The sequence below is a fragment of the Massilia forsythiae genome, assembly GCF_012849555.1.
Classification (GTDB): domain Bacteria; phylum Pseudomonadota; class Gammaproteobacteria; order Burkholderiales; family Burkholderiaceae_D; genus Telluria; species Telluria forsythiae.
Genome location: NZ_CP051685.1, coordinates 150,775 through 163,202, shown reverse-complemented (window position 1 = coordinate 163,202; position 12,428 = coordinate 150,775). Strand labels below are relative to the sequence as shown.

At 64.9% G+C, this 12,428-nt stretch carries 10 protein-coding genes; 6 read left to right on the top strand and 4 right to left on the bottom strand.

All coding sequences use genetic code 11. The features are described 5' to 3' along the window. Nucleotides 1-59 precede the first annotated feature (59 nt). Nucleotides 60-263, bottom strand: coding sequence for a transcription antiterminator/RNA stability regulator CspE (gene cspE / locus HH212_RS00760; RefSeq protein WP_036165387.1), 204 nt, complete (start codon nt 261-263; stop codon nt 60-62). 322 nt (nt 264-585) lie between these two features. Here cspE and clpS point away from each other — a divergent pair, with 322 nt between their 5' ends. Together clpS and clpA are read left to right on the top strand one after the other, a co-directional pair. Beyond that, complete coding sequence (gene clpS / locus HH212_RS00755) at nt 586-888, top strand: ATP-dependent Clp protease adapter ClpS (RefSeq protein WP_027864722.1); 303 nt, start codon at nt 586-588, stop codon at nt 886-888. Then, on the top strand, nt 885-3,185 hold the full coding sequence (gene clpA / locus HH212_RS00750) for an ATP-dependent Clp protease ATP-binding subunit ClpA (protein WP_169433652.1): 2,301 nt from the start codon (nt 885-887) through the stop codon (nt 3,183-3,185). Before clpS ends, clpA begins: the two co-directional genes overlap by 4 nt. A gap of 81 nt (nt 3,186-3,266) precedes the next feature. Here clpA and HH212_RS00745 read toward each other — a convergent pair whose 3' ends face one another. The 3 genes from HH212_RS00745 to prpR all read right to left on the bottom strand — a co-directional run bounded on the left by HH212_RS00745 (nt 3,267) and on the right by prpR (nt 7,734). Beyond that, entirely contained in the window at nt 3,267-4,490 is a 1,224-nt protein-coding gene (locus tag HH212_RS00745; RefSeq protein WP_169433651.1) for a trans-sulfuration enzyme family protein, read from the bottom strand. A gap of 28 nt (nt 4,491-4,518) precedes the next feature. Next, nucleotides 4,519-5,928 carry a pyridoxal-phosphate dependent enzyme gene (locus HH212_RS00740; RefSeq protein WP_169433650.1) on the bottom strand — a complete coding sequence of 470 codons (1,410 nt, stop codon included), beginning with the start codon at nt 5,926-5,928 and terminating at the stop codon, nt 4,519-4,521. Between the two features lie 168 nt (nt 5,929-6,096). Then, entirely contained in the window at nt 6,097-7,734 is a 1,638-nt protein-coding gene (gene prpR, locus HH212_RS00735; RefSeq protein WP_169433649.1) for a propionate catabolism operon regulatory protein PrpR, read from the bottom strand. A gap of 155 nt (nt 7,735-7,889) precedes the next feature. On the opposite strand from prpR, the gene HH212_RS00730 reads away from it, so the two are divergent. The 4 genes from HH212_RS00730 (at nt 7,890) to prpC (ending at nt 12,357) form a co-directional block, all read left to right on the top strand. Next, the gene (locus HH212_RS00730) at nt 7,890-8,243 is read left to right on the top strand and encodes a DUF485 domain-containing protein (RefSeq protein ID WP_169433648.1); all 354 of its coding nucleotides are present in this window, start codon (nt 7,890-7,892) and stop codon (nt 8,241-8,243) included. Then, nucleotides 8,240-9,904: a cation acetate symporter gene (locus HH212_RS00725; RefSeq protein WP_169433647.1), complete on the top strand. Its 1,665-nt coding sequence runs from the start codon at nt 8,240-8,242 to the stop codon at nt 9,902-9,904. Before HH212_RS00730 ends, HH212_RS00725 begins: the two co-directional genes overlap by 4 nt. A gap of 362 nt (nt 9,905-10,266) precedes the next feature. Then, nucleotides 10,267-11,157 carry a methylisocitrate lyase gene (prpB, locus tag HH212_RS00720; protein ID WP_169433646.1) on the top strand — a complete coding sequence of 297 codons (891 nt, stop codon included), beginning with the start codon at nt 10,267-10,269 and terminating at the stop codon, nt 11,155-11,157. Between the two features lie 36 nt (nt 11,158-11,193). Continuing rightward, nucleotides 11,194-12,357, top strand: a complete 1,164-nt coding sequence (gene prpC / locus HH212_RS00715; RefSeq protein WP_169433645.1) for a bifunctional 2-methylcitrate synthase/citrate synthase — start codon at nt 11,194-11,196, stop codon at nt 12,355-12,357. Nucleotides 12,358-12,428: the final 71 nt, after the last annotated feature.

Sequence of the window (12,428 nt, the reverse complement as noted above, 5' to 3'; positions counted from 1 at the left end):
AACGTTGCGCCAAATAAAAAAGCCCCGCTGGAGCGGGGCTTTGCTTCCATGAGGAACGCTTACGCGCCCACGATATTGGAAGCTTGCTTGCCTTTAGGGCCCTGCGTGACTTCGAACTGGACTTTCTGACCTTCTTTGAGCGTCTTAAAACCGTTCATGTTGATTGCGGAGAAGTGTGCAAACAAATCCTCGCCGCCGTCATCTGGCGTGATGAAGCCAAAACCTTTGGAATCATTGAACCACTTAACAGTACCTGTTGCCATAAAAGAACTTTCAGTTAATAACAAATCACACGAGCCATAAAAGCAAGAAGCTTCTTGCCCCCTCCTCAGCCTGCTCACTTCTTATCAACAAGTACATAAGTACAAGTCAATATCTGCATTGTTGGTTGAATAATCTTGTAAGTCAAGGGCTTTTGCGGGCCTGTTGTAAAAACCTTCACTGCCGTCCGAAAACACCCTCTTGATTTTTGCATTCCGGCCGCCATCTGCGCGGAGACTGGAAAACGCGTAAGATAAAAAGCAAGTGGAATTACCCTGATTGTTAACGTACGCACGAACACCGAAAGCATTTTAGAATACCCTTATGGCAACCAAGCACGATACCGAACAGCTGCTGGAGCGGCAGACCGTCAAGCCACCCCCTCTGTACCAGGTGGCACTGCTGAACGATGACTACACGCCGATGGAATTCGTGGTCGCCATTATCCAGGAGTATTTCAATAAGGATCGCGAAACGGCGACGCAGATCATGCTTTCCGTACATCGCCATGGCAAAGGGGTGTGCGGCGTGTTTTCCAAAGATATAGCGTGTACCAAAGTGGAGTTTGTATTAACGCATGCGCGCAAGGCAGGCCATCCCCTGCAGTGCGTGATGGAGGAAGTATGATTGCGCAGGAATTGGAAGTCTCTCTACACATGGCCTTTGTCGAAGCGCGGCAGGCTCGGCACGAGTTCATTACCGTCGAACATCTGCTGCTGGCGCTGCTCGACAACCCGTCGGCCGCCGAAGTCCTGCGTGCGTGCGCGGTCAATATCGAAGATCTGCGCAAGACCTTGACGAATTTTATCGGGGATAACACCCCGACCGTACCGGGTACCGGCGAAGTCGATACCCAACCGACGCTCGGCTTTCAGCGCGTGATCCAGCGTGCGATCATGCACGTGCAGTCGGCATCCAACGGCAAGAAGGAAGTGACCGGTGCCAATGTGCTGGTGGCGATCTTCGGCGAGAAGGATTCGCATGCCGTGTACTACCTGCACCAGCAGGGCGTGACCCGCCTCGACGTGGTCAATTTCATCTCGCACGGCGTGCGCAAGGACCAGCAGATCGACAGCCAGAAGGCGTCGGAAGGCGTGGAAGAGGCGCAGGTCGAAGGCCAGGCCAAGGAAAGCCCGCTGGACCAGTTCACCCAGAACTTGAACAAGGCTGCCGCCGATGGGCGCATCGATCCGCTGATCGGGCGCGAGGAAGAAGTGGAGCGCGTGATCCAGATCCTGTGCCGCCGCCGCAAGAACAACCCGCTGCTGGTGGGCGAGGCCGGTGTCGGCAAGACCGCCATCGCGGAAGGCCTGGCATGGCGCATCGTGCAGGAAGACGTGCCCGAGATCCTGCAGAACGCCGTCGTGTTCTCGCTCGACATGGGCGCGCTGCTGGCCGGCACTAAGTACCGCGGCGATTTCGAGCAGCGCCTGAAGGCCGTGCTCAAGCAATTGAAGGACACGCCGAACGGCATCCTGTTCATCGACGAGATCCACACGATCATCGGCGCCGGTTCGGCGTCGGGCGGCACGCTCGACGCATCGAACCTGCTCAAGCCGGCCCTGGCCAACGGCCAGCTGAAGTGCATCGGCGCGACCACGTTCACGGAATTCCGCGGCGTGTTCGAGAAGGACCATGCACTCAGCCGCCGCTTCCAGAAGGTCGACGTCAACGAGCCGTCGGTCGAGCAGACCGTGCAGATCCTGCGCGGCCTCAAGTCGCGCTTCGAAGAACACCACGGCGTGAAGTACTCGTCGTCGGCGCTGTCGACCGCGGCCGAACTGGCGGCGCGCTTCATCAACGACCGCCATCTGCCGGACAAGGCGATCGACGTCATCGACGAAGCGGGCGCGGCGCAACGCGTGCTGCCGAAGTCGAAGCAGAAGAAAACCATCGGCAAGACCGAGATCGAGGACATCATCGCCAAGATCGCGCGGATTCCCCCGCAATCGGTCAACCAGGACGACCGCAGCAAGCTGCAGACCATCGACCGCGACCTGCGCAACGTGGTGTTCGGCCAGGATCCGGCGATCGATGCGTTGTCGTCCGCGATCAAGATGGCGCGCGCCGGCCTGGGCAAGCAGGACAAACCGATCGGTTCCTTCCTGTTCTCCGGTCCGACCGGCGTCGGCAAGACCGAGGTGGCCAAGCAGCTGGCTTTCATCCTCGGCATCGAGCTGGTGCGCTTCGACATGTCGGAGTATATGGAGCGTCACGCAGTGTCGCGCCTGATCGGCGCGCCGCCGGGCTACGTCGGCTTCGACCAGGGCGGCCTGCTGACCGAGGCCATCACCAAGAAGCCGCATGCGGTGCTGCTGCTGGATGAGATCGAGAAGGCCCATCCGGACATTTTCAACATCCTGCTGCAGGTGATGGACCACGGCACGCTGACCGACAACAACGGCCGCAAGGCGGACTTCCGCAACGTGATCATCATCATGACCACGAATGCCGGTGCGGAAAGCCTGACCAAGCGTTCGGTGGGCTTCGTGGATTCGAAGGCGGCGGGCGACGAGATGGCCGACATCAAGCGCATGTTCACGCCGGAGTTCCGCAACCGCCTGGATGCGATCATCAGCTTCCGCGCGCTGGACGAGGAAATCATCCTGCGCGTGGTGGACAAGTTCCTGATGCAGCTGGAAGAGCAGCTGCACGAGAAGAAGGTCGATGCGATCTTCACCGAGAAGCTGCGCAAGTTCCTCGGCAAGAAGGGCTTCGATCCGCTGATGGGTGCGCGTCCGATGTCGCGCCTGATCCAGGACATGATCCGCAAGGCGCTGGCCGACGAGCTGCTGTTTGGCCGCCTGGTCAACGGTGGGCGCGTGACGGTCGACCTGAACGACAAGGACGACGTGTTCCTCGAGTTCCAGGAAGGCGACGTACCGCCGCCGCCGGAGCCGGTCGAGACGGTCGAGATCGAGTAAGCTGCCGGCCGGCGCGAGCCGGCAGTACGGGAAAGCCCGCTTTCGAGCGGGCTTTTTTTCGCCGTTTGTTTACACGCCAGCTCAGATCGCGGCCAGCGCCCGCGCCAAGTCGTTCCTCTGGTCTTCCACATGCTCGATGCCGACCGACAGGCGGACCAGGCCGTCGCCGATGCCCAGCAAGACGCGCTGTTCCCGAGGAATCGTGGCGTGCGTCATGATCGCCGGGTGCTCGATCAGGCTTTCCACGCCGCCCAGGCTCTCGGCCAGCGTGAACACTTCGCAATGCTCGAGGAAGCGGCGCGCGCCGGCCAGGTCGGTGTCCAGGTCGAGCGAGATGATGCCGCCGTAGCCGTGCATCTGGCTGCGCGCCAGTTCGTGCTGCGGATGGCTGGCCAGGCCGGGATAGTGCACACGCTTGACCTTGTCCTGCCGTTCCAGCCAGCCCGCCAGTTCGAGCGCATTGGCGTTGCTGCGTTCGACCCGCAGCGCCAGGGTCTTGATGCCGCGCAGCACCAGGAAACTGTCGAACGGCCCCTGGATCGCGCCGACAGCGTTCTGGATGAAGCTCAGGCGTTCGCGCAGCGTGTCGTGCTGCGGCGCGGTGCCGGTCACCGCCACCCCGCCGATCACGTCGGAATGGCCGTTCATGTACTTGGTGGTCGAGTGGACCACGATGTCGATGCCCAGTTCCAGCGGGCGCTGGTTGATCGGGCTGGCGAAGGTGTTGTCGCACACGGTCAGGATGCCGCGCTCGCGGCACAGGCGCGCGATCGCGCGCAGGTCGGCCAGCTTGAGCATCGGGTTGGTCGGCGTCTCGACCCACACCAGTTTCGTTTCCGGGCGCAGCGCCGCTTCCAGCGCCGCCGGGTCGGCCAGGTCGACATAGGTGAATTCGTGGCCGGCGCTGTGGCGGCGCACGCGCTCGAACAGGCGGTAGGTGCCGCCGTACATGTCGTCGCCGGCCACGATGTGGGAACCGGCCGGCAGCAGTTCCAGCACGGCGCCGATGGCGGCCAGGCCGGAAGCGAAGGCGAAGGCCGCGCCGCCGCTCTCGATGTCGGCCACGCAGCGTTCCAGCGCCCAGCGCGTCGGGTTGTGCGAGCGGCCGTAGTCCAGGCCCTTGTGCACGCCGGGACTTTCCTGGGCAAAGGTCGAGGTGGCGTAGATCGGCGGCATGACGGCGCCGGTGGCCGGGTCCGGCGCCTGGCCGCCGTGGACCACGCGCGTGGCCAGGCGGCGCCTTTCCCCTGGCGGGTTGCCGTCGTGCGGGGCATCGTATTGCCGCTCGTCGTGGTGCTTGCTCATGTCATTCCCATCGTTCACGAATCCGCGCTCACGTCAGGGTGCGGCGCAGGTGGTTGAGGAGGTCGAAGCGCGTGATCAAGCCGTAGAAAAGGCCATCCTCGGCAATCACCGCCGTCAGCCCGCGGTCGAGGACGGCGCGTAGTTCGCGCATGCCGGCGTTCGGCGCCAGCGTCTGCAGCTTCGCCGTCATGCTAACCGATACCGGCGCGGCGAAGCGCTTGCGTCCGCCGTCGCCGGCCTCATCTTCCTCATTGGAAACATGCCGCAGCAGGTCGGATTCGTCCACCAGTCCTACCAGCTTGCCGTCTTCCACTACCGGCAACTGGGCCAGGTCGGCGCTGCGCATGCGGTTGAAGGCGGTCAGCAGGGTGTCGTCCGGCGCCACCGTCACCACTTCGCCGGCATCGAAGCGGCGCCCGATCAGGTCGCGCAGGTCGCCCGTGCGCGGACGCTGCAACAAACCCTGGTCGACCATCCAGCCGTCGCTGTAGACCTTGGTCAGGTAGCGGGTGCCGGTGTCGCACACGAAGGTGGCCACGCGCTTGGGCGTGGTCTGTTCGCGGCACCAGCGCAGCGCGGCGGCCAGCAGGGTGCCGGTCGAGGAGCCGGCCAGGATGCCTTCGCGGCGCAGCAGCAGGCGCGCCGTGTCGAAGCTTTCCTGGTCGTCGATGGTATAGGCGCTCTTTACGCGCGACAGATCGGCGATGGCGGGAATGAAATCCTCGCCGATGCCTTCGACCGCCCACGAACCGGATACGTCCGCTACGTTTCCGGTATGGATGGTATCGGCCAGGATCGAGCCCTTGGGATCGGCCAGCACGAATGCCAGGTCGGGCTGTACCCGCTCGAAGTAGCGCGACAGGCCGGTAAGCGTGCCGGACGAGCCGACCCCGACCACGATGGCGTCCAGTTCGTGGCGCATCTGTTCCCAGAGTTCCGGGCCGGTCGTGGTCTCGTGGGCGAACGGGTTGTCCGGGTTGTTGAACTGGTCGGCGAACCAGGCGCCGGGGATGGCGCGCGCCAGCCGCGCCGCCATGTCCTGGTAGTACGCGGGGTGGCCCTTGCCGACGTCCGAGCGGGTCAGGTGGATCTCGGCGCCGAGCGCCTTCAGGTGCAGGATCTTTTCGGCGGCCATCTTGTCGGGCACCACCAGCACCACGCGGTAGCCCTTGATGCGCGCCACCAGGGCCAGGCCGAGGCCGGTGTTGCCGGCGGTGGCCTCGACCACCGTGCCGCCCGGCTGCAGGCGGCCGTCGCGCTCCGCCGCCTCGATCATGGCGCGGCCGATGCGGTCCTTGATGGAACCGCCGGGATTCTGGGACTCGAGCTTGAGGAACAGCCGGCAGGGGCCGGTGTCGATGCGGGTGACTTCCACCAGCGGGGTGTTGCCGATCAGGGAAAACAGGGCTGCCGAGGATGCGGGTGACGCGTCTTGCATGATGCCTCCGTCAGTTTGCGGCCGATGCGAATCGGCCGGCGCCTCGTGGGCGCCGCTTCATCGACTGGCGCTGGTCGGACGCCAGGCCGTGGCAAAAAATGCATGATACGGCTTTTCAGGCCCCTTGATTTGGGACAGCGTAAAGTGCGCCCAGCCGGACTGTGCTTTTCAATTTCCGGCTTTCAAGCGCCGCCACAGCGTCGTGCGGCTGATGCCCAGGTGGCGCGCGGCCGCGTCGCGCTGGCCGCCGAAGCGCGCCAGCACCGCGGCCACGTCTTCGCGCGGCGCGGCCGGCGCGATGGCGACGGGCGGGGAGGGCGGCGTGGCTGGGAAGGACGGCGCCGGCGCGGCCTTGCCGAGTTCCGGCGCCAGCGCCAGGATGAACGCCGGCGTCAACGCCTGCAGTGGTTCGGCCGCCAGGAACAGCGCCAGGCGTTCCGTCAGGTTGCGCAACTCGCGCACGTTGCCGGGCCAGTCATAGGCTTGCAGCAGCGGCGCACAGGCGCCGATCTCGGCCGCCAGATTCGGGTGCGGGCGCGCATCCAGTGCCGCCAGCGCATGCTTCAGCGACCATTCCGCCAGCGCAGGGATGTCGGCCGGGCGCGCCCGCAGCGGCGGCAGCGCCAGGCGCAGCACCGCCAGCCGGTAGAACAGGTCGGCGCGGAAGCGTCCCTCGCGCACGCGCGCTGCCAGGTCGCAATGGGTGGCGCTGATCACGCGCACGTCGATCGGCACCGGGCGGGTGCCGCCCACGCGCATGACTTCGCGCTCTTCCAGCACGCGCAGCAGGCGGGTCTGTAGGGCCAGGGGCATCTCGCCGATCTCGTCCAGGAACAGGGTGCCGCCGTTGGCCGCCTCGAACAGGCCGGCATGGCCGCCGCGGCGTGCGCCGGTGAAGGCGCCTTCCTCGTGGCCGAACAGTTCCGATTCCAGCAGCGATTCGGCGATGGCGCCGCAATTGACGGCCACGAACGGGCGATTGGCGGCGCGGCGCGGACTTTCGCGGTGGATCGCCTGCGCCACCAGTTCCTTGCCGCTGCCGGTCTCGCCCTCGATCAGCACCGTCGCCGGCGAGCGCGCATACAGCAGCACGTTCTGGCGCAGGCGCTCCATCGCCGGTGAGTCGCCGCGCAGGTCGTTCAAGCCGCGCCGCGCCCGGCGGTTGTCGGCGGCGGCCGTGCGCGGCGTCCTTGCCCGTTCCAGCTGGGCCAGGCGCGCCAGTTCCAGCGCATCGTCGAAGGCGCGCCGGATCGAGTCGGCCGAGTACACGAATACCGCCTTGATGCCGGCTGCCTCGGCCAGGTCGGTGATCAGGCCGGCGCCGACGATCACCTCGATGCCGGCCGCCTTCAGGTCGTCGATGGCGACGCGCGCGTCCTCCTCGGTGACGTAGGCGCGCTGCTCGATCACCAGGCCGAAGGCGGCGGCGAAATTGGCCAGTTCCGGCAGCGGTTTCTGGTACTGGATCACGCCGATGCGCGCCGACAGCCGGCGCGCACGCGCCAGCGCCTGCATCAGGTCGAAGCCGCTGGCCTTGGCCGCCACCACCGGCGCCGCAATGCGGCTCTTGAGGTAGGCGCCGTTCGAGCCGGCGGCGATCACGACATCGACGTGCTCGGCCGCCATGCGTTCGCGGATGTGGCGCGCGGCCTCGTCGAAGCCCAGGTGCAGCGGCTCGATCCGGGCCAGGTGGTCGTATTCGAGGGTGATGTCGCGGAACAAGTCGGACAGGCGCGACACCGACACGGTCCAGATCACGGGTTTGCCGGCTGCATCGGCGCCGGGAGGGCGGGCAGGGTGGGTCATGTTTCAAGTGTAGTGCATTTCACCCCTTTTGTTTCAGGCTGAAACACCGTTGCCGGAGGAATTCTTTGGTAGCCGTAAGAATCGGGTAAGAAACGGTGCTTAGGATCGTTCCCAGCCTGTCGGCAAAGGCATGCATATAACATTGGAGACAAAAAATGGAACAAGACCTCGTACAGCGGGTCAAGAGCGATCCCAATTATCACAAGCTCGTCAAGACGCGCTCCCGCTACGGCTGGATGCTCACCTGGGCCGTGATGATCGTGTATTACGGCTTCACCGCGCTCAACGCGTTCGACAAGCCGTTCATGGCGTCCAAGATCGGCAGCGGCGTCATGTCCTGGGGCGTGCCCCTGGGCCTCTTCGTGATCCTGTTCACCATCGCCGTCACCGCCATCTACGTGCGCCGCGCCAACCGCGAGTTCGATGCACTGACCGACGCCATCCACCGCAACGCCGCCGCCCAGGCGCAAGCCGTCCCGACCACCCAGCCGACCAAGGTGCGCGCATGAACAAGACCCCGATCCGCACCACCGCCGCGCTGGCGCTGCTGTCCGCCGCCAATGCCGCCATGGCCGCGCCCGACCTCGGCCAAGCCACCAAGCAAGCCACCAACTGGACCGCGATCACCATGTTCGCGCTGTTCGTGCTGCTGACCCTGTTCATCACCAAGTGGGCCGCCAAGCGCACCCGCTCGGCTTCCGACTTCTACACCGCCGGCGGCGGCATCTCCGGCTTCCAGAACGGCCTGGCCATCGCCGGCGACTTCATGTCGGCCGCCTCTTTCCTCGGCATTTCCGCCTCGGTGTTCGCCAACGGCTTCGACGGCCTGATCTACGCGATCGGCTTCCTGGTCGGCTGGCCGGTATTGACTTTCCTGATGGCCGAGCGCCTGCGCAACCTGGGCCGCTTCACCTTCGCCGACGTCGCCGCCTACCGCTTCGCCCAGAAGCCGGTGCGCAGCTTCGCCGCCGCCGGCACCCTGGTCACCGTGCTGTTCTACCTGATCGCGCAGATGGTCGGCGCCGGCCAGCTGATCAAGCTGCTGTTCGGCCTGGACTACTATATCGCCGTGGTGCTGGTCGGCGTGCTGATGATGGTGTACGTGCTGTTCGGCGGCATGACCGCCACCACCTGGGTGCAGATCATCAAGGCCGTGATGCTGCTGGCGGGCGCCACCTTCATGGCGTTCTCGGTGCTGTCGCTGTACAACTTCAGCCCGTCGGCGTTGTTCGCCAAGGCCGTGGAAGTGCATGCCAAGGGCGATGCCATCATGGGCCCGGGCGGCTTCATCAAGGATCCGATTTCCGGCATCTCGTTCGGCATGGCGCTGATGTTCGGCACCGCCGGCCTGCCGCACATCCTGATGCGCTTCTTCACCGTCCCGAGTGCCAAGGAAGCGCGCAAGTCGGTGCTGTGGGCCACCACCTGGATCGGCTATTTCTACATCCTGGTGTTCATCATCGGCTTCGGCGCAATCGTGCTGGTCGGCACCAACGCCGGCTTCAAGGATGCCGCCGGTAAGCTGCTGGGCGGCGACAACATGGCGGCGGTGCACCTGGCGAAAGCCGTCGGCGGCGACGTGTTCCTCGGCTTCATCTCGGCGGTGGCCTTCGCGACCATCCTGGCGGTGGTGGCCGGCCTGACTCTGTCCGGCGCCTCGGCCGTGTCGCACGACCTGTACGCCACCGTGATCAAGCGCGGCCAGCCGGCCCCGGGCAGCGAACTGCGCGTGTCGAAGATCACCACGCTGTGCCTGGGCGTGATCGCCGTGCTGCTGGGCATCGTGTTCGAGAAGCAGAACGTCGCCTTCATGGTGTCGCTGGCCTTCGCCATCGCCGCCTCGGCCAACTTCCCGGTGCTGTTCATGTCGGTCCTGTGGAGCAAGTGCACCACCCGCGGCGCCACTGTCGGCGGCTTCCTCGGCCTGGCCACGGCGGTCGGCCTGACCGTGCTGTCGAAATCGGTATGGGTCGACGTGTTCCACAACAAGGCGGCGATCTTCCCGTACACCTCGCCGGCCCTGTTCTCGATGGCCGTCGGCTTCTTCGGCGTGTGGTTGTTCTCGGTGACCGACAGCAGCCCGCGCGCGGCGATCGACAAGGCCGGTTTCGAGGCGCAGGAAGTGCGCTCGGAAACCGGTATCGGCGCGGCGGCAGCGTCGGCGCATTGATCGAAATCGTGCCTGCGCCACCAGGCGCAGGCAAGCCACCACGTCGTCCCCGCGCAGGCGGGGACCTATAGTGAGTAAAAGAATTCGGCACATTGGAAGCAACTGAATGCTTCAACATTGCCAATTTTGGATACTCAGTATGGGTCCCCGCCTGCGCGGGGACGACGCATTTGGGATCGCGCTGTTTCAATCATCCTCTGCTTGAAACGTCTTGAAACATGTGCCGGTTTTGAAACGTCACGTATGCCAGGAATGCCGGTAACTCCTTGAAACCAGCCTGGTTGTTCCGCATCCGACCGCTGGCATGCCGTTTGCATGGGATGGGATGTCATCCATCCCATGCATCGAAGGAACAGCCATCCATGACCCACCCATCCGCAGGCGCCGCATTCCGCCAGGCCGTCCGTGAAGAACACCCGCTGCAGGTCGTGGGCGCGATCAACGCCAACCATGCCCTGTTGGCCAGGCGCGCCGGCTACCGCGCCATCTACCTGTCCGGCGGCGGCGTCGCGGCCGGCTCGCTCGGCTTGCCGGACCTCGGCATCTCCGGGCTGGAAGACGTGCTCGTCGACGTGCGCCGCATCACCGACGTGTGCGACCTGCCGCTGCTGGTCGACGTCGATACCGGCTTCGGCGCATCCGCCTTCAACGTGGCGCGCACCGTGCGCGCGCTGGCCAAGGCCGGCGCCGCCGCCTGCCACATCGAGGATCAGGTCGGCGCCAAGCGCTGCGGCCACCGTCCGGGCAAGGAAATCGTCAGCCAGGGAGAAATGGTGGACCGCATCAAGGCCGCGGCCGATGCCAGGGTCGACGACGATTTCGTGATCATGGCGCGCACCGATGCGCTGGCGGTCGAAGGGCTGGACAAGGCCGTCGAGCGCGCCGTCGCCTGCGTCGACGCCGGCGCCGACATGATCTTCCCGGAAGCGATCACCAGCCTAGAGATGTATGCGCAGTTCAAGCAGGCGGTCAAGGTGCCGATCCTGGCCAACATCACCGAGTTCGGCGCCACGCCGCTGTTCACGGTGGAAGAGCTGAAGGGCGCCGACGTCGACATCGTGCTGTATCCTCTGTCCGCCTTCCGCGCCATGAACAAGGCGGCCGAGAACGTCTACGCGGCGATCCGCCGCGACGGCACCCAGCAGAACGTACTGGACACGATGCAGACGCGCGCCGAACTCTACGACCGCATCGACTATCACAGCTTCGAGCAGAAGCTCGATGCGCTGTTTGCCCAGAACAAGTCGAAATAAGCGAAACAAGCGAAACCAGCACCACGGAGAGACCACATGACCGACCAGATTCATCCCGCAACCCCCGCCTTCAAGCCGAAGAAATCGGTGGCCCTGTCCGGCGTCGCCGCCGGCAACACCGCGCTGTGCTCGGTGGGCCGTTCCGGCAACGACCTGCATTACCGCGGCTACGACATCCTGGACGTCGCCGACGCCTGCGAATTCGAGGAGATCGCCTACCTGCTGGTGCACGGCAAGCTGCCCAACGACGGCGAACTGCGCGGCTACAAGGCCAAGCTGAAATCGCTGCGCGGCCTGCCGCAGGCGCTCAAGGCGGCGCTGGAAGCGCTGCCGGCCGGCGCCCACCCGATGGACGTGATGCGCACCGGTGTCTCGGTGCTCGGCTGCACCTTGCCGGAAAAGGACGACCATAACCTCTCGGGCGCGCGCGACATCGCCGACCGCCTGATGGCCTCGTTCGGCTCGATGCTGCTGTACTGGTACCACTACAGCCATAACGGCAAGCGCATCGACGTCGAAACCGACGACGAGTCGATCGGCGGCCACTTCCTGCACCTGCTGCACGGCTTCGCACCGCCGGAGAAGTGGGTGCGGGCGATGCACACCTCGCTGATCCTGTACGCCGAGCACGAATTCAACGCCTCGACCTTCACCGGCCGCGTGATCGCCGGCACCGGCTCCGACATGTATTCGTCCATCACCGGCGCCATCGGCGCGCTGCGCGGCCCCAAGCACGGCGGCGCCAACGAGGTGGCCTTCGAGATCCAGAAGCGCTATGAAAACCCGGACGAGGCCGAGGCCGACATCCGCAACCGCGTGGCCAACAAGGAAGTCGTGATCGGCTTCGGCCATCCGGTCTATACCATTTCCGACCCGCGCAACAAGGTGATCAAGGAAGTCGCGCGCGGCCTGTCGGAAGCGGTCGGCTCGACCAAGATGTTCGACATCGCCGAGCGCCTGGAATCGGTGATGTGGGAAGTCAAGAAGATGTTCCCGAACCTGGACTGGTTCTCGGCCGTGTCGTACCACATGATGGGCGTGCCGACCGCGATGTTCACGCCATTGTTCGTGATCGCCCGCACCTCGGGCTGGTCAGCCCACGTGATCGAGCAGCGCATCGACAACAAGATCATCCGCCCGAGTGCGAACTATGTCGGGCCGGAAGACCTGCAGTTCGTGCCGCTGGCGCAGCGTAAATAAGGGCGATCGAGCCGAAACGCAAACCTGCCGTCGTCCCCGCGCAGGCGGGGACCCATATATCGCTTTCGAAG